Here is a 25,822-nt window from a genome sequence, read left to right as displayed (position 1 = left end):
TAAAAAAGGCGACTTAGAGTCGCCTTTTTTTATTTAGAGAAAATTAGAAGCTATAACCTAATCCGAATACTACTTTGTTCTTTTGTTTCACATCCATACGATCATAACCACCAATAATGTAATTGATGCTTGCAGTCACGCCAGTATCTGCAAGAGGTTTACTTAAACCGATATCAAAATGACGGAAACCAAAGCTTTCACTGGTCTCTTCTACATAGTCACCTGACTTTTCATAAGCATATAAACCTAAAGCGGTGTCTAAGCTAAAGTCATTCGGCAGTGCATAGCTGTAGGTACCTTTGATATAAGTATCCCCTGCATTCCCCCAAGTCGTATCTTCAAGAAGAGTTTGTGCTGTAATACCTAAATCTTTATAGTTCAGACCTAATAACAGCTCAAATCCATTCGTTTCTTCATCAGATTCATAATAATAGTAGTAAGTCGTACCGATCGTTAAACCCAAATCATCATTTACCGAATGGCTGTAGCCTGCATAGAAATTATTTTCAAAAGCATCACGGCCTTCTTCAACCAAAGAATAATCTAAGGTAGAACCCCACCAACCAGCATAAAAGCCAGAGGAATGATTATAGTCAAGCCCACCTTGTAAAGTAGCTCCGCTATTTTCAGGTGTGTTGGTAATCCCACGCAGGTTATAGCTTGAAAGTACACTGATATTCCCAGAAACTGAATGTTCAGCAGCTGGTTCATCCGCGAAAGTGAAAGAAGATGCAGCACCTAGTAAAGCAAAAGATAATACTTTAAATGTTGATTTCATTGTATGACTCCCCCAGATCGTCTGAGACGTTTTTATGATATTGATTAAACTCAAGTTCGAAATTTGCAAGAGCTATGCCAATCTGGAATAAAACAACGGAAATCTGATGAATAAAAATAAAATAAATCACTAGGTATTTGTTTTTAAATTATATTTAAATTTTTAAAAAAAGTACTTTGATAGATCCTTTTTAACATTAGCCCTTTTTCAAAGATTTATTTTCTTTTTTCGCCCTTATACATAATCATTTACAAGTTGCGCCATTTTGAAACTATTTTCGCTTTGATTAAATTTTGTGCTAAAAAAGGGTGCAGAGATAAAAGGTAAAGAAGCAAATTGCTTTATTCGATTTTTTGATTCTTACCCGAACTCAGAAATTTCTGGATTAAAAAGTTCAAAATAGTGCTAAGCAACAAAAAGTGACTCTCATAGAATGACTTTTTATTATTCGGAAATCTATCAGCATTTTTGGATTTACAAATATTTAAATTAAATATTTATAAATTAAAATTCAATAATTTATAATCAATTCTCACTTTTAAGAAATTATTAATGAATAGTCTGATACAGAAAATGAAGATTTTGAACACTCAACTTTCTAAGAATTTTAATTTTAAATATTATTGATGCACTCATGAGTCATACCCTTCAGAGAATTTAGATTTAAAAAATATCTTTGTTTTTATTTGTGTTTTTACTATATGGTCAGGATTTAGACTGTTAAATCTCTTACCATTATTCACTTTAGATTAAAAAAATCCCTCGACTTTAGTGGAGTATCGTAAATAAAAATGACATTTATTCAGCGAATCTTATACAATTCCTAAAAATTTCCATCAATTTGTATAAGGCTCTCTCCCAATGCAAAACACAAAAAAATTAACATTGGCAGTTTTGATTCAGGCTGCATTGATCTCAACCGCTTTTGCTAGCGAGCAAAGTGAGTCTAAAGGTTTTGTAGAAGATGCAGAAGGATCTGTACTTTTCCGTACTGGTTATTTATCTCGTGATAAGAAAAATGGCGTAGCAGATACAAGTTCAGCCGCACAAACTGCAATCGTGAAGCTGGATTCTGGCTTTACTCAAGGTGCAGTCGGTTTTGGTGCCGGGATCATCGGTGATGCTTCTTTCAAACTAGGAAACAACAAAAATGCCGGTAATGGCATGATTCCTCGTGAAAATGGTTTCAATGCTAAAGGTGAATACGTTAAAGGTGCTGGCGATACTTATGATCATTGGGCTCGTGGCGGCGCTTATGTGAAAGCTCGTGTATCTAATACCACTGCTGTATATGGTGCCCAAGTTTTAGATCTTCCTGTATTGGCATCAAATACTGCACGTCTCGTTCCTGAATACTTTGAAGGCGTATTAGTGACGAGTAATGAAATTGACAACCTGTCATTAACAGCTGGTAAATTTACTAAAAACCAATATTCAGACCAAATCAACTCTGATGGTAACGAGCTGGATCGTGCTGTTGTTTGGGGTGCGAAATATAAATTTAGTGATGCTTTAAATGCTTCTTACTATGGTACAGATATTAAAGACCGTTTAGACCGTCATTATGTGAATGCGAACTATAGCTATGCAGTAGCCAATGGCGGCACTTTAACTCACGATTTCAGTGGCTATCATACCGAGTGGGATAAAAAAGCTGACGGTGGTGCATATACTTATTCTCATACCACAAATGACTTAAGTAACTTAAGCAACAATATTTGGGCTATTTCTACCACTTACAATACTGGTCCGCACAATGTCATGGTGGCTTACCAACAAAATACTGGTAACACAGGCTATGACTATGGTTTGGGTCGCGGTGTAGGTGATGGCCATCAAACGATTTATCTACCAAACTCATACCTGTCTGACTTCATTGGTAATAATGAAAAATCAGCACAACTTCAATACACATTTGACTTCGGTGCTGTAAATGTTCCTGGTCTATCTTGGACTTCAGCATTTGTATATGGTTGGGATATTGATGTAGCAGGTAGTCCAGATCGTTCTCAGTTAGTTACTAATGATGCACAAGAACGTGAATTCTTTAACCAGGTGAAATACACTGTTCAATCTGGTTTTGCTAAAGATGCAAGCTTGCGTTTACGTCACTCTTACTACCGTGCAAGCAATGATTACCAATCTAAGTACATTGGTGACACCAACGAATGGCGTATCTGGTTAGACATTCCTGTGAAATTATTCTAATTCACCCGAATTTCAAGCCATAATAAAAAACCTGCACATTGTGCAGGTTTTTTTGTTTGAGCTTTAAAAAGTTAAAGACTCAAACTGAAAAGCAAATGAATTATTTATTTGCTTCTGCATAAGCTGCAATTGAGCTGAGTACTTCCTGTTTTGCAACATCAGCACCTTCCCAACCACTTAACTTAACCCATTTACCTGGTTCCAAGTCTTTGTAGTGCTGGAAGAAGTGTTCGATTTGGCTGATCAGTAATGGAGGAAGATCAGTATATTCTTGAACATCTTTGTAGATCGGAGTCAGTTTGTCATGTGGAACTGCAACCAGTTTCGCATCAACACCACCGTCATCTTCCATGTTCAGTTTACCGACAGGACGGCAACGAATTACAGAACCTGGCTCTACTGGATGTGGAGTTACCACCAATACGTCTAGAGGGTCGCCATCTAGAGAAAGTGTATTTGGTACATAACCATAGTTTGCTGGGTAGAACATTGCTGTACCCATGAAACGGTCTACAAATAATGCATCAGAATCTTTATCGATTTCATATTTGATTGGTGCTGCATTTGCAGGAATTTCGATAATGACATAGATGTCGTTTGGCGCATCTTTACCCGCTGGGATATTGCTGTAGCTCATAGCATCACTCTTTAACAAGTTATATCTTTTAAAAACCGCGACAATTATAACGGTTTTTACAGATTTTTTTTGATTTTAAAATACCGAACTGTAAATATCTCGGCCTGCCTTTATTTTTGGCTTAAGAGATTTTGATAATTAACAGCAGTAAGGTTATTGGACATAATAAGGATAACAGCCAGACAATTGAACGTAAGGTCGACCAGTTCGCCAGATAACAGATCCCATAGATGACCCGAAAAACCAGATAGGCAATCCCAAAGGTCATCACCAGACTTTGTGAAACGACCATATATTCTGCCATCAGAATCGAGGCGATGAAGAGTGGTAAGCTTTCAAAGCTGTTCTGCTGAGCAGCATTGGCGCGACTGGCCAGGCCTGTAGACTTTTCTAAAAATGCCCGTGGATTCTGATTGTCTTTTGCACGAAACCCTGCCGATTTTTTCGCAATCAAGGTAAAAACATAAGGTAAAAGACAAGCTGCCAAAATGAGATAGATAACCCCACTAATGCTATGCATCTGATTTTTCTCTTGAGAATTTTTATGTCTATCATAGCATGGCGTTTCGTGAATAAATTTTGTTAAATAGAGTGTTTTTATAAATGATTAAGGATTCACTATGGTCAGCCCTGATCAAAATGAAATGTTCGATGTCCTCGAGAAACAGCGCCAGCATCAACGTCAAGTGGATCGCGTATTAAAAATCGTATTACCGATTGTTGCATTTCTGATGGCCGTCATTTGTGCCAATATGAATATCTGGTCTCCCCTCTTCACCTTTGCCATCTTATGGATTGCCTTCTATGCCGTGGGCATCAAACGTATGCCGATCTGGCATTGGTTAGTCGCGATCATCATTTATTGCCTGATAGATAATATTCTCAGTTATGGCAGTTTTAATTTGAGAGGATTTAACCGCCAGTTTGGTACCATGTTTATTTTCTTGGGTGTGATCGGGGTAGGTCGTCCTTACTTCGACCGCTGGCTAATGAAAAAATAGAATTAAAAAAAGCGCCCTTAGGCGCTTTTTTTAATTGCAGGATTTATGCAGACTTACGTAGATCTTTACGCAGGATTTTGCCTACGTTAGATTTCGGTAACTCGTCCATAAATTCAACATAACGTGGGCGTTTATAACCGGTCAGGTTTTCTTTCGCAAATGCCAGAACTTCTTCAGTCGTCAATGAAGGATCTTTCTTCACAACGAACAGTTTTGGCACTTCACCTGATTTTTCATCTGGTACACCAATTGCAGCCACTTCCAGTACTTTTGGATGTTTTGCAACGACTTCTTCAATTTCAGAAGGATAAACGTTGAAGCCAGAGACCAGAATCATGTCTTTTTTACGGTCAACGATTTTGATATAACCACGTGAATCCATAACACCGATATCACCGGTACGGAAGAAGCCATTTACCATCACTTTATCGGTTTCATCCGGACGGTTCCAATAGCCTTTCATCACTTGAGGACCACGGATTGAGATTTCACCCTGCTCACCGAGTGCAACCTCATTACCGTCATCATCCAGAATTGCAACTTCAGTCAAAGGTAACGGAATACCAATCGTACCGCTAAATGCTTCAGATGCTGGTGGGTTCGCAGTTGCTACTGGAGAAGTTTCAGACAGGCCATAACCTTCAATGATGTTAGTGCCAGTAATTTTCTTCCAAGCTTCTGCAGTAGAAGGCAGAACAGCCATACCACCGCCCATCGCCATTTTTAAACGGCTATGATCCAGTTGCTTGAACTCTTCGTTGTTTACAAGCGCATTAAACAGCGTGTTCACAGCAGGGAAGAATGTTGGCTGGTATTTACGTAATTCTTTCATCACCGCAGGCAGATCACGCGGGTTAGGAATCAGAACGTTCGCCTGACCTTTATACATGCCGTAAAGTGCACAGACCATGAAAGCAAAGATGTGATAAAGCGGTAAAGCACAGAAAATACGGTCATCTGGCTGGCCATCTTGCGCACCGAATTTGCTCTGGAAGATACCGTCACACTGCAACAGGTTAGCAACCAGGTTACGATGGGTCAGTTCAGCACCTTTAGAAACACCAGTAGTACCACCTGTGTATTGAAGTACAGCAGTATCACTCAAAGTCAATTCAGGGCGTTTATAGTTGCTTGGGTTAACTTTATTCAGGGCTGCATTGAACTTGATGTGACCTGGAATATCCCATGCCGGAATCTGCTTACGTACTGAACGTAATACAAAGTTCACCAAAGTACCTTTTAAAGCACCCAGCATGTCACCCACAGAAGCAACAACAACGTGCTTCACAGGTGTTTTGCCAATAATTGACTGATAAACGCTTGCAAAGTTCTCAATAATGACCAGAACTTCAGCGCCAGAATCTTTTAACTGATGCTCAAGCTCACGTGATGTATACAGTGGATTTACATTCACCAGTACTAAACCAGCGCGGAACACCCCCAATGCTACGACCGGATACTGAAGAACGTTTGGCATCATTACGGCAACACGTGTGCCTTTTGCCAGACCCAAACTTTGTAAATATGCTGCGAATTTACGACTAGCTTCTTCCAACTCATTGAACGTTAAAGTCTTATCCATAAAGATAAAGGCATCACGTGAGCCAAATTTTTGGAAATTGCGTTCAAAAATATCAACCAGAGATGTATTTTCTGCTGGTAATTCTACAGTTTCTGGAATCCCTGTTTTTTGGTATTCAGCGAACCAAATTTTTTCCATAATGCCAATCTCTCCAATCATAATCCTTAGTAGTTCAACTGTTTTTTTCAATGCTGCACGTCATTTTTTAGACTTGTATATGTGCAACATTGCATCCATTTGTCGAATCGTTACTCATATATAACGTATTTCGATTCATGGATGCTAGTATTATCTTTGAATCAACAGTTTATTTGCTTTTTGATATCCACGTGGTAACAGGGTTCCTTTAGAGCCTCGTTTCCCAATATATTTTTGCAGGTCATCACCTTTAAGTTTTAATTGTTGCTGTCCTGCAAGCACTTGAATTGTTTCATCAAGTTTCAATATTGTCATGGATAAAATTTGATCTTTATCTTCAAGTTGTATCAATTTATTACCTTTACCTTTATTGAGTACAGGTAATTCCGACAGATCAACAACCAGTAGACGGCCAGCTGAACTGAGTAGTGCAACATGAGTTGCGTCTTCCAGCGGTTGCAGGTCCATGACCTGTGCACCTTCAGATAGATTCAAGAAAGCCTTACCTGCTTTGGCATTGGTATCCAGCTGCTTGGCCTGGGTTTTAAATCCATAGCCTTTACTGCTGACTGCCAGGATTTCCGCATCATCTTCAGCGACCAACACCTGCTTGAAGCCTACCCCACTTGCCGGAGACAGTTTTGAACTCAATGGTTCACCAAGTCCTCGTGCCGATGGCAGGCTATTGATTGGCAAGCCATAGCTACGGCCACTATCATCTAATACATAGACGCGCTGATTAGACTTACCTTGGGCATGACTAAGGTATTGATCGCCCGCACGGAAATTCAGATTTTCAGCATCCACCTCATGCCCTTTGGCACAGCGAATCCAGCCCGCTTCAGACAATACGACCGTTACAGGATCCGCTGGCAGCATTTCAGTTTCATCAATTGCAGCGGCTTCGGCACGTTGTACGATTGGAGAACAGCGATCATCCCCAAACTTCTTGGCATCTTCTTTTAATTCATTGATGATCAAGGTTTTTAAAGATTCTGGATTAGCCAGCTGTTCACGAATCACGGCAGCTTTAGCTTCCAGCTCCTCCTGTTCACGGCGCAATTCTATTTCTTCAAGCTTGGCCAGATGACGCAGTTTAAGTTCCAGAATAGCTTCGGCCTGAATCTCATCAATACCGAACCGTTCCATCAACACCGGTTTAGGCTGATCTTCCTCACGAATAATCCGAATCACTTCATCAATATTTAGGTAAGCAATGATCAAACCGCCGAGAATATGCAAGCGTTTTTCGATCTTATTCAGATGGTATTGCAGACGGCGAGTGACGGTGGTTTTTCGGATTTCAATCCATTCCAGCAGAATACGACGAATCGATTTCACCTGTGGACGGCCATCCGCGCCAATCATGTTCATATTGACGCGATAGCTGGATTCGAGATCAGTGGTCGCAAACAGGTGGCTCATTACTGCTTCCGCATCAATACGGTTCGAACGCAGTACCACCACTAAACGTGTTGGATTCTCATGATCCGATTCATCACGAACATCAGTGACCAATGGCAGTTTTTTCGCCTGCATTTGATCTGCAATCTGGCTGATGATTTTTGAACCGGATACCTGATACGGCAATTCGGTAATCACGATTTCATTTTTATCAATGATATATACCGCACGCATGCGGTAACTGCCACGACCTGTCGTCTGAAGTTTAAGCAGTTCGGAGGGTGGCGTAATAATTTCCGCTTTGGTCGGTAAATCCGGTCCCGGAATGTATTCTGCCATTTTGGCATCGGTCAGGTTCGGATTACGGATCAGGGCGATAGTACCTTTCACCACTTCGCGCAAGTTGTGCGGTGGAATATCGGTCGCCATCCCCACAGCAATCCCGGTAGTACCATTTAACAGGATATTCGGAACACGTGCCGGCAAGTTGATCGGTTCTTTCATCGAACCATCAAAGTTATCCTGCCAGTCACAGGTACCCTGTCCTAGTTCGGATAAAAGCAGTTCACTATATTGCGATAGCTTGGCTTCAGTATAACGCATCGCTGCAAAGGATTTAGGATCATCCGGTGAACCCCAGTTGCCCTGTCCTTCAATAAACGGATAGCGATAACTGAATGGCTGCGCCATTAAGACCATGGCTTCATAACAGGCCGAGTCACCATGCGGATGATATTTACCCAGTACATCCCCGACAGTACGTGCCGATTTTTTCGGTTTGCTGGTCCATTTCAGGCCCAGTTCACTCATGGCATAGACAATACGGCGCTGTACCGGTTTCAAACCGTCACTGATATGTGGCAATGCACGATCCATAATCACGTACATGGCATAATTTAAATAAGCTTGTTCGGTAAATTCGGCTACGGAACGGTTTTCTGTCGCATGATGCGCAAGGCTTGTCATAACAACCTATAATCCTAAAATTCGTTTTTGTATCAATGTTTCTTATGCTAAGTCGCGGCTGTGTGCTGCACAAGGGCAGTAAACTACACAGCGCGACAAATCGTGTCTTATGGGCTAAAAATATCCACTTTATAGCAGCTGAGCAACTAAAAAATCACCAACCTTATAAACCCATAGATTCTAGCGTCTTGCCCTTGGTCTCTTCACCCAGGACTAAAATGACCACAGCTACTGCGATTAATACTGCAGTAAACATGGTAAAGACGTAACTGAAACCATTTGGCATCCCCATCAAATGGGTTACGGCAAAGGGTGCAGCAATCCCGCCAATACGACCAATTGCACCCGCCCAGCCTGAGCCGAAAGCACGGATATTGGTTGGATACTGTTCTGGTGTATAGGTATAAAGAACGCCCCATGCTCCCAGATTAAAGAAGGACATCAGACAACCCCAGATCACGATCTCGGTGACACTACCGGACTGGCCAAAGAAATAAGCAGAGATGGCACACATGCCAATAAAGCCAGCTAAAGTTGCCTTACGACCGAGTTTTTCGACTAGCCATGCTGCCGCAATATAACCTGGCAATTGCGCCAGAATCATAACTAGGACGTATTCAAAAGACTGCACGATGGTATAGCCTTCCTTGACCAGAAGGCTTGGTAACCAGGTAAAAATACCATAATAGGAGAAAACGATCCCAAACCAGATTAGCCACAGCATCAAGGTGCGGCGGGCAAAAATACCACTCCAGAGCTGGGTAAACGAGATATTCTGCTTGGCAGCCACAGGTTTAACTTCAAAGATTTCCATAACTTCGACGCCGCATTTGCGCTCAATCTTTTTAACCAGAGCCTGGGCTTCATCTACCCGGCCACGATTGATCAGATACGGCACCGACTCAGGCACCAGTTTCCAGATTACGATGGCATACAGTGCCGGTATCCCGCCAATCATGAATGCAGCTTGCCAGCCAAAATCAGGAATCACAAAACGTGACACTAGTGCAGCCACCAGCCAGCCCAAGCCCCAGAAACTTTCCAGCAGCACAATGAAACGGCCACGTACCCGTGCCGGAATATATTCACTGACCAGTGTCACCGCAACCGGCAACTGACCACCCAATCCCAGACCGACAATAAAACGGAATACCAGTAACCAGGTCAGATTTGGCGCAAAGGCACAAGCAGCAGTCGCCAGACTATACACCACCAGCGTACTGGCAAATACCGTTTTACGTCCCCAGCGATCCGCCAGTCCACCTGAGAAAATCGCCCCAATCGCCATACCGATAAAACCGATCGAAACTACCCAGCTTTTCTGGTCAGCGGTCATCTGCCAGTCTTCAGCCATTTTCGCCAGAATAAAGGAAATCAATCCCGTATCCATGGCATCAAACATCCAGCCAAGACCAATCACCCATAAAAGAGTGTAGTGGAACTTGCCGATCGGCAAGCGCTGTATCCGAGAAACTAAATCCATAACAAAAATCTCTGATCAGGTGAAACGGGAGGTGCTGCTGTCCCAACAGGAGGTTTGATTTTTTATTTTTTTATACTACGAATGCGTACACCTGCGGGAAGTTTTCCCTCCCGCAGTTACCATAATTCATATCAAGATTCGTCTTTGGATGAAGCAGACTGTTCGTCATCATCCTTATAGATAAACTTCGGCATTTCCAGACCGAAATAGATTGCAATCAGACGCAAACTAAAGCCAAAAATCAGGGTGGAAATAATGGTCAGTTCGAGTGACAGACCGAAATTGCTGCAGAGCCAGTAGAAAATGACCGCCACAAAGGAAATACTGGCATACAGTTCACGACGGAAGACCAAGGGCACATCATTACATAAAATGTCACGTAAAATACCGCCCGATACTCCGGTCAGAACCCCGGCGACCGCACTGACTACAAAGCCATGCCCCATTTCCAGTGCAATCTGACAGCCAATGATGGTAAAGCCGATGAGGCCCAAAGCATCCAGTACCAGGAAGATATTGCGTAAATGACGCATCCATTTGGCAATCAGGATGGTGATAAAGGCGGCACAACAGGTCAGCACCAGATATTCCGGGTGTTTGACCCAGGTCAAGGGATAGTGGCCAAGCAGTACATCACGTACCGAGCCACCACCGAGCGCCGTGACACAGGCAATAATCATGACCCCGAACCAGTCCATACTACGCCGACCGGCAGACAAGGCTCCGGTCATGGCTTCAGCGGTAATTGCAATAATATAGATGACGGTCAGTAACATCGCCCTGCTTCCACCTGAGGCTTTGAGATGGCGGCTATTCTAAGCTAAATCTATATGAAAATTATAAAAAATGCGCACAACATTGCTTAAATTTTTTCCCGGAGCCACAGATGCACGGCTGTTTCATTGTAAGCTGTTGATCTGTCGTTGGATCCAGAAAGTACCAGCGATTCTCGAACTTCACAAAATGTGAAATTTCATGATGAATCTGGGCCTGCTTGCCATCGTGATAATGTGCTTTGAACTCGACCAGCGCATGGGTCTTGTCCAGTTTTTCATTCGCCTGCACGATTTCCAGCTTCAGCCATTGATTACTTCGGCTCCATTCAGCAATGGCTGGCATGTCCAAAGCCTTCTGCTGTCCACGGGCAGTAGTCTGCTGGATATAATCAATTTCATGCTTGGCAAAGGCACTATAACGCGAGCGCATTAATTGCTCGGCGCTTTGGGCAAATTGCTGCCCCTGATGCAGTGGCTGGCAACAGCTTGCGTATTCACCTCGTCCACATGGACATGCTTCTGACATATTGATTCCATAAAAAATAGCCCGACAATGCGGGCTATTTTAGCAAAATTTTAGCTTTGCCCTTCGGGCGTTGAATTAGTCTTTCCGGTTCGCTGGGGCAATAATATGCACCTTATCAATCTTGTGGCCGTCCATAGTAACCACCTCAAAGATATAGTCATCTGATTCGAGTTTTTCACCATTTTCCGGCAAGCGCCCCAGATGGAACAGGATATAACCCGACAATGTCGAGTATTCTTCAGTTTCATTGACCAGATCACGATCCAGAAGCAGTGACACATGGCGAATATCGGTTGAACCATCCAGAATCAGGCTGCCATCTTCCAGGCTTTCTACGGCTGCTTCTAGTTGGTCTTCATCCGGGAATTCACCGGCAATTGCTTCCAGCACATCAATCGGTGTCGCTACCCCTTCAATGGAACCATATTCATTCAATACCAGTGCCATTTGTAGCGGTGCCTGACGCAACTGATCCATCACCATTAAGACCTGAGCATTTTCATGCACAATTACTGGTTCACGCAGATGTTTTTCGAAGTCCAAAATACCTGTTTCGATGTATTCATTCAGGACTTTATGGGTCAATACCACACCGGCAATATTGTCCAGTTCACCACGCGCCACAATCAGGCGTGAATGGCTCATATGCAATAACTGCTCTTTGATACTGGCATGATCATCTTCCAGATCAATCCATTCCAGTTCAGGACGTGGTGTCATCACCGACTTCACTGGGCGTTCTGACAAGCCAAGTACGCCCTGCACCATAACGCTATGGTAGACCCCACTTTCATTATCATCAAAGACTTCATCAGCAAAGGCACGAGTCGCCAGTACATCTTCCGGTTCAGAAGAATCATTGTCCTGAGCCGGTTTCCCCCCCAGCATACGCATTACGGCAGACGCAGTACGGTAACGCATATCAGTCGTGGTGACCATTTTTTCCTGATTGCGTTTCATGGTCTGGTTAATGAACTCGACAATTACCGAGAAACCAATCGCGGCATATAGATAGCCTTTTGGAATATGGAAACCGAAGCCTTCAACCACCAGCGAGAAGCCAATCATCATCAGGAAGCCCAGACAGAGAATCACTACTGTCGGGTGCTTGTTGACGAAATCCATCAGCGCTTTAGAGGCCCACAACATGATACCGACTGCGATAATCACCGCGATCATCATCACAGACAGGTCTTTAACCATGCCAACTGCAGTAATCACACTGTCGAGCGAGAACACGGCGTCCAGTACCACGATCTGCACAATCACCATCCAGAACACCGCCTGAACCGGATTTTCTTCCTTGGTTACAGGTTTAGCTTCCAGACGCTCATGCAATTCCATGGTGCCTTTAAACAGCAGGAATACACCACCGAATAATAAGATCAGGTCGCGTCCTGAAAATGGATGCTCAAAGATATGGAATAGCGGTTCGGTAAGCGTTACGACCCAGGCAATCGATGCCAGTAACACCAGTCGCATTAACAGCGCTAAACCCAGACCGGTAATACGCGCCGCATTACGCTGTTCGGGTGGAAGTTTTTCAGCCAGAATTGCAATAAAGACCAGGTTATCGATCCCGAGTACAATTTCAAGAACAATCAGTGTGAGTAAGCCAATCCAGGCAGAGGGATCTGACATCCATTCAAAAATCATCGCATCTGCTCCTCTAACCGAGGAGAAAGGCAAGTATTTGCATGATGAGATACAGGTTGATACCCGACTTGAATTAAAGACTTGATAATGTGACGTTTTATTAAATTAAAGCGCCAACTTCGACTACCCATGTGAGTTCTATTGTAGTAAGACAGACTTTCAGTATATCAAGAACACCATGAAATTCACCTGTTTTCATCCGGGATTATGGATGAATTTGAATGAAAGATTTTGTCCTAAAATGAGGTCAGCTCATGGAATTGTCATATTTGTTAACTAAGTTATAGTAAGTAGATAAAAAAATGATAAGGTGAAAAAAATAAATGCAAAGTGTAATGAAAATGACCGATTATTTTAATGATAACTCCCCAAAAACAACACGCCCGCTAGTGGCTTTATACTGTGGCTCTCGTGCCGGCAACAAACCGATTTATCTGGAAAAAGCGATTCAACTTTCTCAAGGTCTGGCCGAACATGGTTTTGGTCTGGTCTATGGCGGCGCCAGTATTGGTCTGATGGGTCAGGTGGCAGACACCATGATTCAGCATGGTGGTGAAGCGGTGGGGGTGATTCCGGAATTTATGCTGGATTATGAGATTGCTCATCCTCAACTCACAGAACTGCATATTGTCACCAGCATGCATCAACGTAAGGCCATGATGGCAGACCGAGCCTGTGCCTTTGTCGCCTTGCCGGGTGGATTGGGAACATTTGAAGAAATTCTGGAAATTGCGACCTGGGGTCAGCTAAATCAGCATCAAAAACCGATGATGCTGTATAACGTCAATGGTTTTTATAATCCACTGATTGCCCAGCTTGATCTTGCCGTGCAGGAAGGCTTCTTACCACCCCAGCATCGGGCTAAACTGATTGTCTGTGAACATGCAGATCAGATTTATACCACCTTGCTGAATCTGGATGCTCCGCAACGTTTTGTGGTTTAAATTTTCTCGTCTGCTTTAGATAGCAATGATTTAAAGCCATAAAAAAGCGAGCTTGATGCTCGCTTTTTTCATTTATATACAAAGATATTAACCGGAAATCGTGTGATAGAACCAAGGCAAAGTCGTCGCCAGGAATACACTAATGGCTAGGCCAAACATCAGTTTCATGGCATCTTTGCTGACATTCCGTGAAGTACGGTGTTTATTGACTTCGGTCACCAGCATCGAAATCGCAAATTCACGACCAGCCAGTAACCCCAAGAATACCCAAGTGGTACTCATCGGGATGTTACTCCACTCTTTGAACACCAGCAGAATCAGCGCATAAATGAAGTCGATAATCGTAGCAGAACGGACATCGGTCACTCCGGTCTTGGTATCGACAATATTCTGGATAGCTCCACCACGCTGGTAAAGAATCATGCCTAGCAGGATGACAAATACAGAAATGGCAAAGATCAGGAACTCAAACGGCACCTGACGCGGCACATAAACAAAGATATTGGCCAAATCCTGGATCAGCCACTGGCTCCACAGAAATGCCGTAGATAACCATTGCAAGGCCATCCACATCGGAGAATGTTGCTGATCGCGGGTTTCACTGAAATAGACCGCGAGTTTTTTCATGACCAGACGATAGATAATAATCGCCACAAAGAAAGCGACGGCGTAACCCATCATTGACTTGGTCAGCATGGAACCCAGACTGTTCGGGGAGAAGATCGTGAGCACCAAGAAAGTAGTACTCACCGGAATACCATATTTAGTCAAAATGATCAGTAAAAGGGGTGGTACCACATATAGCCAGGTGACCCCATCTTCAGGGAAAGGAATGGTTTCCAGACGTCCATAAGAAGCATCCCCTACTCCAGAGGCAAACCAGCCATAAATTAACACCACAACCAGAATAGTACTGATGTAAATCCAGAGTACCCACCATGGGCGATGTGAGTTCGATGAAATAAATGTTCCTAATGTTTGCGGAACATCATTCCCCACGATGGAATAGGCGGCCAAACAGAAGCCAACTACCATCAGAATCTCGATGGTCATAAGTACAAAACCTTTTACTAGACAGTTCCCAGTACAGCAGCTCTGGAAGTTTGCCCCAGATTATGACGGTTTTATTTCATTTTCATGACATTTCTGTCATATTTTTTGTAGCCTGCTCCTTACAAAGAAGCTTGAAGTGTTCCAAAAATGACCTATTTATCAATCCGTATAAGTTTGAGATGTTCACAGTATAGAAATATATCTTTTACCCTTTCTCTTCAATAACTGAAATCAGGCTGTGAATTCATTAGCATTTTGTCTACACGACTCCTATTCACAATCGTTTTTATTTCAGTCACACTGCTGCATAGATTTCTTTAAACTATTCAAAATATATGATTTTTTAAATCCATGAATGTCACGCCTACGCATCAATCCCTACAACCTGAATTCAGACTGCTGGTCTTGCTGGTATCGATTGGCTTTTTCATGCAGGGCCTCGATACCACGATTATCAATACGGCCTTACCTGCGATTGCCAGGAATCTGCAGGAAGATCCGCTACGGATGCATAGTGTGGTGGTGGTCTATGTGCTCTCTGTGGCGGCCTGTATTCCCTTGAGTGGCTGGCTGGCAGATCGCTTTGGAGTTCGGAATATCTATTTTGCAGCGATCATTATTTTTGCTCTGGCCTCACTCGGCTGTGCCTGGTCTGAGAATCTGAATGAACTGCTGGTTTATCGGGTATTTCAGGGTATTGGCGGTGCTTTGCTGCTCCCAGTCGGACGACTGGCCATGCTGAAAATTATTCCTCGTACCCAGTTTCTGTCTGCCATGAGCCTGATGAGTCTGGCTGGATTGATGGGCCCTCTGATCGGCCCGACCTTAGGTGGCTGGATGGTGGAGTACCTGTCCTGGCACTGGATTTTCCTGATCAATCTGCCGATTGGTCTGCTGGGTGCATTGATTACCTTTAAAGCTATGCCGAATATCACTGAACCGACGGTACAGCGTTTTGATTTTGGCGGTTTTATTCTGCTGGTCATTGCGATGATTGGTTTGTGTCTGGGGATTGAAAACTTTGCCAATCCACAATACCCCCTGTGGTGGAGCTTAAGTCTGGTCGGAAGTGGTCTGATTGCCTCACTCATCTATGCCTATCATTCACATACTCATCTGAACGCGCTTTTTCGTAGTAAATTATTTAAAAATAAGATCTATTCGATTGGCATTTTGGGTAATTTCTTTGCCCGGCTCGGCGGTAACTCGATTCCGTTTTTGCTGCCTTTAATGTTGCAGGTCGCTTTTGGTTTTGAACCTTTTATTACCGGTTTACTGATGATTCCAACCGTACTCGGTTCTTTAGCATCTAAACCGATTATTCGTAAAATCATTCAGCGTTTTGGTTATCGCAAAGTCTTGTTGATCAATACTTTGCTGGTCGGTTTGTGTATCGCCAGTTTCGCCTTAACTACGGCGGAAACCCCAATCTGGCTAAGAGCCATTCATTTCTTTGTGTTCGGAATTCTGAATTCGCTGCAATTTGTCTCAATGAATACGCTGACTTTAAAAGATTTAAGCCAGCAGGATGCCAGCAGCGGCAACAGTTTCCTGTCGATGATCATGATGCTGTCGATGAGTATCGGGGTGGCACTGGCAGGTACGCTAGTGAATATGTTTAGTGCCTACTTCGGCCCTGAGCAGCTGGATAATGCCTTCCACGTTTCACTGCTCTGTCTGGGCTGTATTAACATTATTGCTGCCTATATTTTCTGGCATATCCCCAAAAACACGCCAGTCTAGGGCAGAATATATACTCGATATGAATATCCGTAAATCAGGCCACCACTCACAATGAAAGCAGCTCCCACCTCTAGCAACTGGAAAAAATACTCAGTGATTGCAGTCGGGCTGCTGATTACGCTTGTGGTGACGACTGTACTTTATCTACTGGTTTTCAAACAGCCATCAGCGCATGCAGCAGATTATCCGATTCATGGTTTCGATGTTTCCCATCATCAGAAAGAAATAGACTGGAAGAAAATCCCGAAACAGAAATATAAATTTGTCTATTTAAAATCTACAGAAGGCGGTGATTTTAAAGATACCAAGTTTCAGGAATACTGGCTGCAGGCCCGAGAACAGGGCTTTCTGGTCGGTGCTTATCATTTTTATCGGCTTTGCCGCGATGGCAATATTCAGGCTCAGAATTTTATAGAGTCGGTTCCGCGTAAAATGGATGCCCTGCCCCCTGTCATGGATCTGGAATATGACAGCAAATGCATCAATCACTACTCCAAAGAGCAGCTGCTCAAGGAAATCCGGATTATGTATGATGCCTTAAAACACCATTATGGCAAGCAGCCGATCTTCTATGTGTCAAAATCTTTTTATAACATTGTGCTGGCGGGAGAATTTGCTGACGTACCGCTCTGGGTACGTGAGTACCAAGGTTTGCCAGATTTAAAGGATCAGCCTAAATGGACCTTCTGGCAGCATACCAGTCAGGGCGAAATTCCCGGCATTGCCCGTACTGTGGATCTGAATGTGTTTTATGGCTCGGAGCAGGACTGGATCAAATTTTTACAGCAGAACAGTATTCCCACCCAAGATTAGCCCAAGCCTCCGGCCAAGAAATAAACCCTATTTCTCCCTGATTCAACCATAAAATGGATATTGAATCCTTTAGGCAGGATATGCTTCATATTGAATAATGCTTTAGCTTGTTTACTTATTAATCTGGTCTCTTCCCAATCCAGCTAAAGCCACTTAAGATATTGGATATGCGCAAAATTATTCATATCGATATGGATGCTTTCTACGCCTCGGTCGAGCTGCGTGAACGTCCGGAGCTGAAAACTTTGCCTGTGGTGATTGCCTCACATCATCCCCGGGCAGTAGTGGCGGCTGCCTCCTATCCGGCCCGCGAGTTCGGACTACGTTCTGCCATGCCGATGACTCAAGCACGTAAGCTCTGCCCTCAGGTCATTGTGATTGAACCGGATTTTGCCAAATACCGTCAGGTCTCTGCGCAGATTCACCAAATTTTTCAAATTTATACTAAGGTCATCGAACCGCTTTCACTAGATGAAGCTTATCTGGATGTCACCGAAAATTTACAGCAGATTCCGAGTGCCACTGAAGTAGCAATGTGCATTCGTGAAGATATTTTTCAAACTACTGGACTAACCGCTTCTGCCGGCGTGGCCCCGAATAAATTTCTCGCTAAAATCGCCTCCGACTGGCATAAACCGAATGGAATCTGTGTTATCAAACCTTCACAAATACAGCGTTTTATTCAGGATCTTCCTCTGAAGAAAATTCCCGGTGTAGGCAAAGTCACTCAAGAAAAACTAAAAAGTTTGAATCTGGAAACCTTGGGAGATTTACAGCAGATTGAAGAAGCAATCCTGATTCAGCATTTTGGCAAATATGGACGGCGTCTTTTTCTTTATGCTCAAGGCATTGATGATCGGCCAGTCGAAGCTGAACGGGAACGCCAGCAGATTTCCAAGGAAACGACTTTCGATGATGATCTGTATTTACCGCAATGCCAACCTTACTGGCAGCCATTAATTGCCCAGCTCTGGCAGAGCCTGGAAAAAAAGCAGCTCTCTGCCCGCGGGGTTACTGTGAAACTGAGAATGAAAAATTTTCAGACCATGCAGCATAGTAAAAGCTTCAGCCAGTTGCTGCGTAGCCCGCAAGAACTGGAGCAGGCTTTACACTTACTGCTTCAAGAGATGCATATTACTCCTCAACTGCAATTTCGGCTGATTGGGCTTGGCGTTTATCAGCTCGCTGCACGTGAAACAGAAACACAATTGCTGCTGCTTTAGGCCTATTTTGTACAAGTATTAGACGTTAGTTTAAAAATACGGCAACTTTGTTTTTACATTTTGAATTTTTGGAGTACTCTATCTGCGCAATGCATTATCCATGTATGTGCTGAGATGCTGAAAATCACCTTTACTTTCAGCATACTGTCCTGTGATTGGCGTGACGATCAAATCCGAATATTACAGGGCAACTCTGATGTATCTCATGGAATCCCTCCCTGCATGTCCTCTGTAAATTCTTCTGTTATTCAAGAACGACGCGCGCGTAAAGCGGCGTTATCCAGCTTTGTTGGTGCTGTTGTCGACTGGTATGATTTTCTCCTTTACGGCATTGTTGCAGCCTTAATTTTTAAAGACCAGTTTTTCCCCAGCATTGGTGCCAATATGGGCACCTTAGCGGCACTAGCGACCTTTGGTGTTGGCTTTCTGTTTCGCCCTCTAGGCGGTGTGGTATTTGGTCATTTCGGCGACAAGCTCGGCCGCAAGAAAATGCTAGTTCTGACTGTGGTCCTGATGGGGATTTCTACCGTCGGGATTGGTTTTTTACCTAATTTCGAAGCTATTGGCTGGTGGGCACCGGTTTTACTGGTGACACTGCGTGCCATTCAAGGCTTTGCAGTCGGCGGTGAATGGGGTGGTGCTGCCCTGATGGCGGTGGAAAATGCCCCTAAAGGCAAAAAAGCCTTTTATAGCAGTGGCGTTCAGGTCGGCTATGGCGTAGGTCTGGTACTGGCAACGGGTGCAGTATCGATCATTATTGCTACACTGGGTGAAGAGGCTTTTGCTGAATGGGCTTGGCGGATTCCATTTATTGCCAGTATCGTACTGATCGGAATTGCGATGTGGATTCGCCGTGATCAGGATGAATCCCAAGAATTCGTAGAGAAAGTGATTAAGGCAGATCATCATCCAGAAAAACTGCCGATTTTGCAAGCCATCAGCAAACATCCGAAAGCCTTTTTCTATATTATTGCCTTACGTTTGACCGAACTGCTGACCATGTATCTGGTCACCAACTTTGCCCTGAACTATTCCACCAACAACCTGGGCATGGACAAACAGTTCTTCCTTAATATCACCCTGATGGTTGGTGCGATTAGCTGTTTCAGTATTCCTTTCTTTGCTTGGCTATCCGATAAAATTCAGCATAAAACTATGTGTGTTTGGGGTGGCCTGATCGGTGCACTGTCTGCCTTTCCGTTCTTTATGGCACTGGATGCACAAAATACCTGGATGATTATTGTCGGTGCCATTCTACTGGCCAATGTCGCGCATGACATGGTGGTCAGCGTGCATCAACCGATTTTTACCTCGCTATTTGGTACGGAATACCGCTATAGCGGTGCCGGAGTCGGTTATCAGGTCGCCAGTATTATTGGCGGTGGTTTTACCCCAATGATTGCAGCCTCCTTAGTGATTTGGGGTGATGGTTCATGGCATTATGTAGCCATCTATCTTGCGATAGGCTGCCTATTGACTGCATTAGTCGCAGCCTTGATGCCAAAAACCAAGGATTAAGCTGATGTCTGTTCAACGTTTGCATGTTTCACAACGCTTTTCTGAGATCGCCATTGCCGGCAATCTGGTTCATCTTGCCGGCCAGCTGGCGACAGATCTGGATCTAGATATCAAAGGTCAAACCCAGCAGACACTGGATATTATCGATCAGTTCCTGGCGGATGCCGGTACCGATAAAAGCCAGATCATGTCTGTGACGATTTATCTCAAAGATATTGAAAAAGATTATGCAGCGTTTAATGAAGTCTGGGATGCCTGGGTATCGGATATTCAAGCCCTGCCCCGCACCTGTGTCGAAGCTAAACTGTATGATCCACGCGTGTTAGTGGAACTGACTGTCGTAGCCGTCAAACCTGAATAGACTTCTATTCAGGCCTAATTGCTACTCATCTAAAATAGAAAAAAGTATGCACTTGGCATACTTTTTTCATTTAGGTTCTATCAGCTTAATGCTTTGACTTTACGTCGTTCCAAATCTGAATAGAGATGATATTTTTTGAGATCATTCACAGCAGTAAATCTCTTGTCTTTACTGGAATGCTCCTGCTCACGCAGGAAATCTCCTCGTAACTGATAATATTCCGGTACATCTTCATAGCGAATGACCCGATAACCGGCCATAGTCAACAAAGCATCCTGAAATTGTGCCTGCTGTGGACGTTTTAAAATCACCGGATCATCGACGGCTACAATGGCAACAATCTGGTATTGCTGATCCAGAATCACAAAATCTGCAATCAGATCACGATACTTGTGCCGGGTACGACCAAATTTGGTGGTAAGTAGTGCATCATAAGAAACATGTGCCAGTACAATGTAATTTGGCAACACTTCTTTAAGGCGTGTAAACGTCAGTTGTTCATTTGGATTAAAAATAGCGCGCTGTTTTAAGGCACTGTCTTGTGGTTTTGGGCTATTCCTTAGCTGCTTCCATGCCATGAGCACGACACAGAACACCAAGAAACTCCCTATAATCATATAGGTGGTCATGACTCAATCCTTGCATTCTTATAATCATTCTTGCTTTTATTGTTATCCAGTATAAACCCATACTATTTTTAAAATTGCCCTGCTACCATTCTGTGTAGAGACCAATACAATTCGTAGCAAAACTTGATTGCCGGTTACTTAAAAACCGCTTTTTGCTATTTCAATAGAAATTAGGGTTAAATCCTTATACGCGACTGTAAAATAGTCTCCTGATAGATCGCAATATAAATCGGTTGAACTGTAAGACAATTCCGACTAAGTGTTATTTTTATATCATTTTTCAAAAATTTAAATCGACTAAAAATAAAATATTTTACACTTTAATTGAGAACCCAAAAGCTGCATCAATAAAGTCTGAACATAAAAAAAGACACCGAAGTGTCTTTTTTATCAGCTTAATCAAGCACGTGATTTTGGCTTTGATTTTCCTTTCGGTTTAGGGCCACCGAATGGCTTTTTCGCATCACCGGTTTCACGCGGTGGCAGACCGGTATGCTGGGTCAGAATCTGGCCTTTTTTCGGACGATTATTCTGAGCTTGGCCTCTATTACCTGGATTACCGGTACGTTTCTGTGAATCGCCCGCAACCGTCGAGTTCTTCTTACGTGCAGACTGGTATTGCCCATCTGTACCTGCAGGTTGATAGGTTGGAATCAGATGCTGCTTCGAGTTACCAATCAAGTCCTGACGCCCCATTTCCTTCAAGGCTTCACGCAATAAAGGCCAGTTGTTTGGATCATGGTAACGCAAGAAAGCTTTATGCAGGCGACGACGCTTTTCACCTTTCACGATGTCCACATCTTCAGTATAACGCGCGACTTTCGCCAGCGGGTTTTTACCGGTGTAGTACATGGTGGTTGCAGTCGCCATCGGTGACGGATAGAAAGTCTGTACCTGATCGGCACGGAAACCATTCTTTTTCAACCAGATCGCCAAATTCATCATGTCGTAATCCGTAGTTCCCGGATGCGCCGCGATGAAGTAAGGAATCAGATACTGTTCCTTACCGGCTTCCTTACTGAAACGGTCAAACATCTGCTTGAAGCGGTCATACGTCCCGATCCCCGGTTTCATCATCTTGGATAATGGACCTTTCTCGGTATGCTCCGGTGCAATCTTCAGATAACCACCCACGTGATGGGTGACCAGCTCTCTAACATATTCCGGATTCAATACAGCAAGGTCATAACGCAGACCAGAACCGATCAGAATCTTTTTAATACCCGGTAAAGCACGTGCCTTACGATACAACTGAGTCAACGGTGCATGGTCGGTATGCAGATTTTGACACACACCCGGGAACACACAAGACGGCTTACGACAGTTCTTTTCAATCTCAGGGTCCTTACATGCCAAACGGTACATATTGGCTGTTGGACCACCTAAGTCAGAAATAATCCCTGTGAAGCCCGGTGCGGTATCACGAATTTTTTCCACTTCACGCAGAATCGATTCTTCCGAACGGTTCTGAATAATACGACCTTCATGCTCTGTGATTGAACAGAAAGTACAACCACCGAAACAGCCACGCATGATGTTCACCGAGAACTTGATCATGTCAAAGGCTGGGAAACGTGCATTACCGTATGATGGATGCGGTAGACGTGCATATGGCAGGTCAAACACATAGTCCATTTCTTCCGTGGTTAACGGAATTGGCGGTGGGTTTAACCACACATCGCGCTCACCATGTTTTTGGACTAAGGCACGCGCATTCCCTGGGTTAGTTTCCAGATGCAGAATACGGTTCGCATGCGCATACAGCACAGGATCATTCGCGACTTCTTCAAAAGAAGGCAAACGAATCACTGCTAATTCACGTGGTGGTAATTTATGTTTAATCGCTTTAGATGCCGGTTGTAGCTGCACGATTTGCGTATCTGGGTCCAGGTTATCCCCTTCACGCACGATTGGATTCGCTACGATTTCTTTCTGGAAATTCTGATATTGGCTTAAGCTGTTGCCTTTATCTTTTTCGATTTCACAACCATCAATATCTTCGCTCATTACATACGGGTTGATGATCGGATCGACACGGCCAATGGTATCGACATCATTGGATGCGATTTCGACAAACTGGGCTTTTGCTGCACGATTATGTTTATTAATAATAAATGCGGTACCACGAACATCGGTAATCTGATGAATCTTTTCACCCTTGGCCAGACGATGCATAATTTCAATGATCGAGCGTTCGCCATTACCGTACATCAACAGATCCGCTTTAGAATCCATCAGAATCGAACGACGAACTTTATCTGACCAATAGTCATAATGCGCGATACGACGCAATGAACCTTCAATCCCTCCAAGCAATACCGGCACATCCGGGAAAGCTTCACGACAACGTTGGCAATAGACGGTTGCTGCGCGGTCTGGACGTTTATTCGGCTGGTTATCTGGAGAATAGGCATCATCTGAACGGATCTTACGATCCGCCGTATAACGGTTAATCATCGAGTCCATATTACCGGCAGACACACCCCAGGCAATATTTGGCTTACCAAGTACACGGAAGGCTTCTACATTGGTCCAGTCAGGTTGGGCAATAATCCCGACGCGGAAACCTTGTGCTTCGAGCACACGTCCAATAATGCCTGTCACAAATGACGGGTGGTCAATATACGCATCACCGCAGACAAAAATAAAGTCACAGCTGTCCCAACCGAGTTGGTCCATTTCCTCGCGTGACATCGGCAAAAAAGGCGCGGGTTCAAAACATGACGCCCAATATTTGTCGTAATCAAACAACGCTTTAGGCGCAGTCTGAGCGGTATAAGCAGTAGACATGGCTAGCAATTCTCGGCTGGCAGATGGAAGATCAGGAAAGTGATCAAAGATGAAAGCCGAGTATTTTAGCATGAATTCAGCTTAGGTTGCTTGATTATAATTTATACGAAAACAGCTTTAAGACCTTTATTAGGAATATATACTTATCCTGATTTTGAAGAATCATTTATAGGTTTTAAACGCTGTGCCATCAGCAAGCCTAATCCTAAAATAATAGCGATAAATACACTTAGTCCTAACCATCCGGCATTTTCCCAGACTAGTCCACTCGAACTTCCAAGTAAGCTTGAACCGAGGTAGTAACAGAACAAATAAAGGGACGAACCTACCGCACGATACTGTAAGGATTGCACCGATACCCAGCTACTAGCAGTTGAATGAGCCGCAAAAAAGGAAAAGGTAAAAATCAGCAAACCAATAAAAACCAAAGCCAAGTTATCAATCAACATTAAGGCTAAGCCGAACAGCATGGTACAAAGCATGGCGGCAAGCACCTTATAACGTCCAAACTTTCTGCTCCAAGCTGCGGCTCGTGGAGAGCTATAAATTCCGGCCAGATAAGTAATCGAAATCAACCCTATCCAGACATGAGACAGTTCAAATGGTGGTTGAATCAAACGATAACTTAAATAGTTAAATACCGACACAAAGCCCCCCATCAGGATAAAGCCCTGTAAAAACAGAATTCTTAATTTAGGATCACTCAGATTCTGCTGAAATGCTCTGATAAAACGACTGAATTGTATTGGATAAGCTTTAAAATGCCTGGACTTCGGTAATAGAAAATAAAAAGTTGTCGCGATACATAGATTCAGCAATCCAATAATCAAAGTCGCGGATTGCCAGGAAATAAAATCGACCAATGTTCCAGCAATCAATCGACCACTCATACCACCAATCGCAGTCCCGGAAATATACAGTCCCATGGCAAAGCCCACATCCTGCTCCGCCACTTCCTCTCCGATATAAGTCATCGCCACGGCTGCCACGCCACTGACCGTGAGACCTATTAACACTCGTGTTGTTAAAAATATAGACCAGATAGGTAATAAAGCACTGAGTAATAATAAGACTGATACAGAGAATAAAGACCAAACCATAATTGGTTTACGGCCAAAACGGTCTGAAATAAGTCCTGTAAAAATCAGGCCAATAGCTAAGGCAATGGTAGAGAAGGAAAGTGGAAAACTACTTTGTGTTGGAGAGATATGAAAATAATCCGCCAGAATCGGCATCATTGGCTGGACACAATACAGCGATGAGAAAATCGCAAAACCCGCCAGAAATAAGGAGAATAAAATAGCTTTAAAAGCAGATGAACCATATTCGATATGGCTTGAAGATGAATTTGAGGACATATCCGCTCCTTAGACCGGTTCAGTATAAGCCTCCCAAGTTTATTTTTATGTGATATTTTAGTCGAAATAGCACATAAATAACATTTATTTGACTAAATCCTTCCCATAAAAAAAGCCCTCTGCGTAAGCAGAGGGCTTTTGGAATAATGAGCTGGCGATGACTTACTCTCACATGGGAGACCCCACACTACCATCAGCGCTAAGAGGTTTCACTTCTGAGTTCGGGAAGGGATCA

At 43.6% G+C, this 25,822-nt stretch carries 21 protein-coding genes; 8 read left to right on the top strand and 13 right to left on the bottom strand.

The genetic code is table 11. The features are described from left to right. Window positions 1–43 precede the first annotated feature (43 nt). Window positions 44–778: a TorF family putative porin gene (locus F897_RS03970; protein WP_005233452.1), complete on the bottom strand. Its 735-nt coding sequence runs from the start codon at window positions 776–778 to the stop codon at window positions 44–46. Window positions 779–1,639: 861 nt separating this feature from the next. Here F897_RS03970 and F897_RS03965 point away from each other — a divergent pair. After that, window positions 1,640–2,986 carry an OprD family outer membrane porin gene (locus F897_RS03965; protein ID WP_005233450.1) on the top strand — a complete coding sequence of 449 codons (1,347 nt, stop codon included), beginning with the start codon at window positions 1,640–1,642 and terminating at the stop codon, window positions 2,984–2,986. Window positions 2,987–3,086: 100 nt separating this feature from the next. Here the strand turns inward: F897_RS03965 and ppa are convergent, their stop codons facing one another. Both ppa and F897_RS03955 read right to left on the bottom strand, forming a co-directional pair. Beyond that, window positions 3,087–3,623 (bottom strand): inorganic diphosphatase, encoded by a 537-nt coding sequence (ppa, locus tag F897_RS03960; RefSeq protein WP_005233448.1) that lies wholly within the window; start codon window positions 3,621–3,623, stop codon window positions 3,087–3,089. Between the two features lie 121 nt (window positions 3,624–3,744). Beyond that, window positions 3,745–4,143 (bottom strand): MAPEG family protein, encoded by a 399-nt coding sequence (locus tag F897_RS03955; RefSeq protein ID WP_004787362.1) that lies wholly within the window; start codon window positions 4,141–4,143, stop codon window positions 3,745–3,747. 100 nt (window positions 4,144–4,243) lie between these two features. On the opposite strand from F897_RS03955, the gene F897_RS03950 reads away from it, so the two are divergent. Continuing rightward, a complete protein-coding gene (locus tag F897_RS03950) occupies window positions 4,244–4,624 on the top strand; it encodes a hypothetical protein (protein WP_005233447.1) in 381 nt (126 codons plus the stop codon). Window positions 4,625–4,667: 43 nt separating this feature from the next. On the opposite strand, the gene F897_RS03945 is transcribed toward F897_RS03950, so the two are convergent. The 6 genes from F897_RS03945 to F897_RS03920 all read right to left on the bottom strand — a co-directional run bounded on the left by F897_RS03945 (window position 4,668) and on the right by F897_RS03920 (window position 13,155). Next, on the bottom strand, window positions 4,668–6,344 hold the full coding sequence (locus tag F897_RS03945) for a long-chain-fatty-acid--CoA ligase (protein WP_005233446.1): 1,677 nt from the start codon (window positions 6,342–6,344) through the stop codon (window positions 4,668–4,670). A gap of 150 nt (window positions 6,345–6,494) precedes the next feature. Next, window positions 6,495–8,714, bottom strand: a complete 2,220-nt coding sequence (gene parC, locus F897_RS03940) for a DNA topoisomerase IV subunit A (protein ID WP_005233445.1) — start codon at window positions 8,712–8,714, stop codon at window positions 6,495–6,497. 163 nt (window positions 8,715–8,877) lie between these two features. Continuing rightward, the gene (gene niaP, locus F897_RS03935; RefSeq protein ID WP_005233444.1) at window positions 8,878–10,197 is read right to left on the bottom strand and encodes a niacin transporter NiaP; all 1,320 of its coding nucleotides are present in this window, start codon (window positions 10,195–10,197) and stop codon (window positions 8,878–8,880) included. A gap of 131 nt (window positions 10,198–10,328) precedes the next feature. Then, window positions 10,329–10,973 carry a trimeric intracellular cation channel family protein gene (locus F897_RS03930; protein WP_005233443.1) on the bottom strand — a complete coding sequence of 215 codons (645 nt, stop codon included), beginning with the start codon at window positions 10,971–10,973 and terminating at the stop codon, window positions 10,329–10,331. A gap of 61 nt (window positions 10,974–11,034) precedes the next feature. Continuing rightward, window positions 11,035–11,499 carry a YchJ family protein gene (locus tag F897_RS03925; protein WP_005233442.1) on the bottom strand — a complete coding sequence of 155 codons (465 nt, stop codon included), beginning with the start codon at window positions 11,497–11,499 and terminating at the stop codon, window positions 11,035–11,037. 75 nt (window positions 11,500–11,574) lie between these two features. Beyond that, window positions 11,575–13,155 carry a TerC family protein gene (locus F897_RS03920; protein WP_005233441.1) on the bottom strand — a complete coding sequence of 527 codons (1,581 nt, stop codon included), beginning with the start codon at window positions 13,153–13,155 and terminating at the stop codon, window positions 11,575–11,577. A gap of 323 nt (window positions 13,156–13,478) precedes the next feature. Here F897_RS03920 and F897_RS03915 point away from each other — a divergent pair, with 323 nt between their 5' ends. Next, the gene (locus F897_RS03915) at window positions 13,479–14,099 is read left to right on the top strand and encodes an LOG family protein (protein WP_004787380.1); all 621 of its coding nucleotides are present in this window, start codon (window positions 13,479–13,481) and stop codon (window positions 14,097–14,099) included. A gap of 87 nt (window positions 14,100–14,186) precedes the next feature. Here the strand turns inward: F897_RS03915 and F897_RS03910 are convergent, their stop codons facing one another. Continuing rightward, complete coding sequence (locus tag F897_RS03910; protein WP_005233440.1) at window positions 14,187–15,152, bottom strand: hypothetical protein; 966 nt, start codon at window positions 15,150–15,152, stop codon at window positions 14,187–14,189. Window positions 15,153–15,503: 351 nt separating this feature from the next. On the opposite strand from F897_RS03910, the gene mdtD reads away from it, so the two are divergent. The 5 genes from mdtD to F897_RS03885 all read left to right on the top strand — a co-directional run bounded on the left by mdtD (window position 15,504) and on the right by F897_RS03885 (window position 20,810). Continuing rightward, window positions 15,504–16,895: a multidrug transporter subunit MdtD gene (gene mdtD / locus F897_RS03905; RefSeq protein ID WP_005233439.1), complete on the top strand. Its 1,392-nt coding sequence runs from the start codon at window positions 15,504–15,506 to the stop codon at window positions 16,893–16,895. Between the two features lie 51 nt (window positions 16,896–16,946). Beyond that, the gene (locus F897_RS03900) at window positions 16,947–17,708 is read left to right on the top strand and encodes a glycoside hydrolase family 25 protein (protein WP_005233438.1); all 762 of its coding nucleotides are present in this window, start codon (window positions 16,947–16,949) and stop codon (window positions 17,706–17,708) included. A gap of 167 nt (window positions 17,709–17,875) precedes the next feature. Next, complete coding sequence (dinB, locus tag F897_RS03895; RefSeq protein WP_004787388.1) at window positions 17,876–18,931, top strand: DNA polymerase IV; 1,056 nt, start codon at window positions 17,876–17,878, stop codon at window positions 18,929–18,931. Window positions 18,932–19,153: 222 nt separating this feature from the next. Continuing rightward, complete coding sequence (gene shiA / locus F897_RS03890; protein WP_005233437.1) at window positions 19,154–20,449, top strand: shikimate transporter; 1,296 nt, start codon at window positions 19,154–19,156, stop codon at window positions 20,447–20,449. A gap of 4 nt (window positions 20,450–20,453) precedes the next feature. After that, a complete protein-coding gene (locus F897_RS03885) occupies window positions 20,454–20,810 on the top strand; it encodes a RidA family protein (protein WP_005233436.1) in 357 nt (118 codons plus the stop codon). Window positions 20,811–20,890: 80 nt separating this feature from the next. Here the strand turns inward: F897_RS03885 and F897_RS03880 are convergent, their stop codons facing one another. From F897_RS03880 to F897_RS03870, 3 genes are all read right to left on the bottom strand, one after another. Beyond that, a complete protein-coding gene (locus tag F897_RS03880; RefSeq protein WP_005233434.1) occupies window positions 20,891–21,439 on the bottom strand; it encodes a DUF2726 domain-containing protein in 549 nt (182 codons plus the stop codon). A 399-nt stretch (window positions 21,440–21,838) separates the two neighbouring features. Further along, the gene (locus F897_RS03875) at window positions 21,839–24,229 is read right to left on the bottom strand and encodes a YgiQ family radical SAM protein (protein ID WP_034169815.1); all 2,391 of its coding nucleotides are present in this window, start codon (window positions 24,227–24,229) and stop codon (window positions 21,839–21,841) included. Window positions 24,230–24,372: 143 nt separating this feature from the next. Then, window positions 24,373–25,587, bottom strand: a complete 1,215-nt coding sequence (locus F897_RS03870; RefSeq protein WP_005233431.1) for an MFS transporter — start codon at window positions 25,585–25,587, stop codon at window positions 24,373–24,375. Window positions 25,588–25,822: the final 235 nt, after the last annotated feature.

Origin of the sequence: Acinetobacter variabilis (genome assembly GCF_000369625.1) — a bacterium.
Taxonomy (GTDB): Bacteria; Pseudomonadota; Gammaproteobacteria; order Pseudomonadales; family Moraxellaceae; genus Acinetobacter; species Acinetobacter variabilis.
The sequence above is the reverse complement of the archived record's forward strand: the minus strand, read 5'-3'. Positions and strand labels throughout refer to the sequence as shown.

Coding starts and splice junctions, on each gene's coding strand:
- F897_RS03970 (WP_005233452.1), bottom strand. CDS start 778: ATGAAATCAACATTTAAAGTATTATCTTTTGCTTTACTAGGTGCTGCA.
- F897_RS03965 (WP_005233450.1), top strand. CDS start 1,640: ATGCAAAACACAAAAAAATTAACATTGGCAGTTTTGATTCAGGCTGCA.
- ppa (WP_005233448.1), bottom strand. CDS start 3,623: ATGAGCTACAGCAATATCCCAGCGGGTAAAGATGCGCCAAACGACATC.
- F897_RS03955 (WP_004787362.1), bottom strand. CDS start 4,143: ATGCATAGCATTAGTGGGGTTATCTATCTCATTTTGGCAGCTTGTCTT.
- F897_RS03950 (WP_005233447.1), top strand. CDS start 4,244: ATGGTCAGCCCTGATCAAAATGAAATGTTCGATGTCCTCGAGAAACAG.
- F897_RS03945 (WP_005233446.1), bottom strand. CDS start 6,344: ATGGAAAAAATTTGGTTCGCTGAATACCAAAAAACAGGGATTCCAGAA.
- parC (WP_005233445.1), bottom strand. CDS start 8,714: ATGACAAGCCTTGCGCATCATGCGACAGAAAACCGTTCCGTAGCCGAA.
- niaP (WP_005233444.1), bottom strand. CDS start 10,197: ATGGATTTAGTTTCTCGGATACAGCGCTTGCCGATCGGCAAGTTCCAC.
- F897_RS03930 (WP_005233443.1), bottom strand. CDS start 10,973: ATGTTACTGACCGTCATCTATATTATTGCAATTACCGCTGAAGCCATG.
- F897_RS03925 (WP_005233442.1), bottom strand. CDS start 11,499: ATGTCAGAAGCATGTCCATGTGGACGAGGTGAATACGCAAGCTGTTGC.
- F897_RS03920 (WP_005233441.1), bottom strand. CDS start 13,155: ATGATTTTTGAATGGATGTCAGATCCCTCTGCCTGGATTGGCTTACTC.
- F897_RS03915 (WP_004787380.1), top strand. CDS start 13,479: ATGCAAAGTGTAATGAAAATGACCGATTATTTTAATGATAACTCCCCA.
- F897_RS03910 (WP_005233440.1), bottom strand. CDS start 15,152: ATGACCATCGAGATTCTGATGGTAGTTGGCTTCTGTTTGGCCGCCTAT.
- mdtD (WP_005233439.1), top strand. CDS start 15,504: ATGAATGTCACGCCTACGCATCAATCCCTACAACCTGAATTCAGACTG.
- F897_RS03900 (WP_005233438.1), top strand. CDS start 16,947: ATGAAAGCAGCTCCCACCTCTAGCAACTGGAAAAAATACTCAGTGATT.
- dinB (WP_004787388.1), top strand. CDS start 17,876: ATGCGCAAAATTATTCATATCGATATGGATGCTTTCTACGCCTCGGTC.
- shiA (WP_005233437.1), top strand. CDS start 19,154: ATGTCCTCTGTAAATTCTTCTGTTATTCAAGAACGACGCGCGCGTAAA.
- F897_RS03885 (WP_005233436.1), top strand. CDS start 20,454: ATGTCTGTTCAACGTTTGCATGTTTCACAACGCTTTTCTGAGATCGCC.
- F897_RS03880 (WP_005233434.1), bottom strand. CDS start 21,439: ATGACCACCTATATGATTATAGGGAGTTTCTTGGTGTTCTGTGTCGTG.
- F897_RS03875 (WP_034169815.1), bottom strand. CDS start 24,229: ATGTCTACTGCTTATACCGCTCAGACTGCGCCTAAAGCGTTGTTTGAT.
- F897_RS03870 (WP_005233431.1), bottom strand. CDS start 25,587: ATGTCCTCAAATTCATCTTCAAGCCATATCGAATATGGTTCATCTGCT.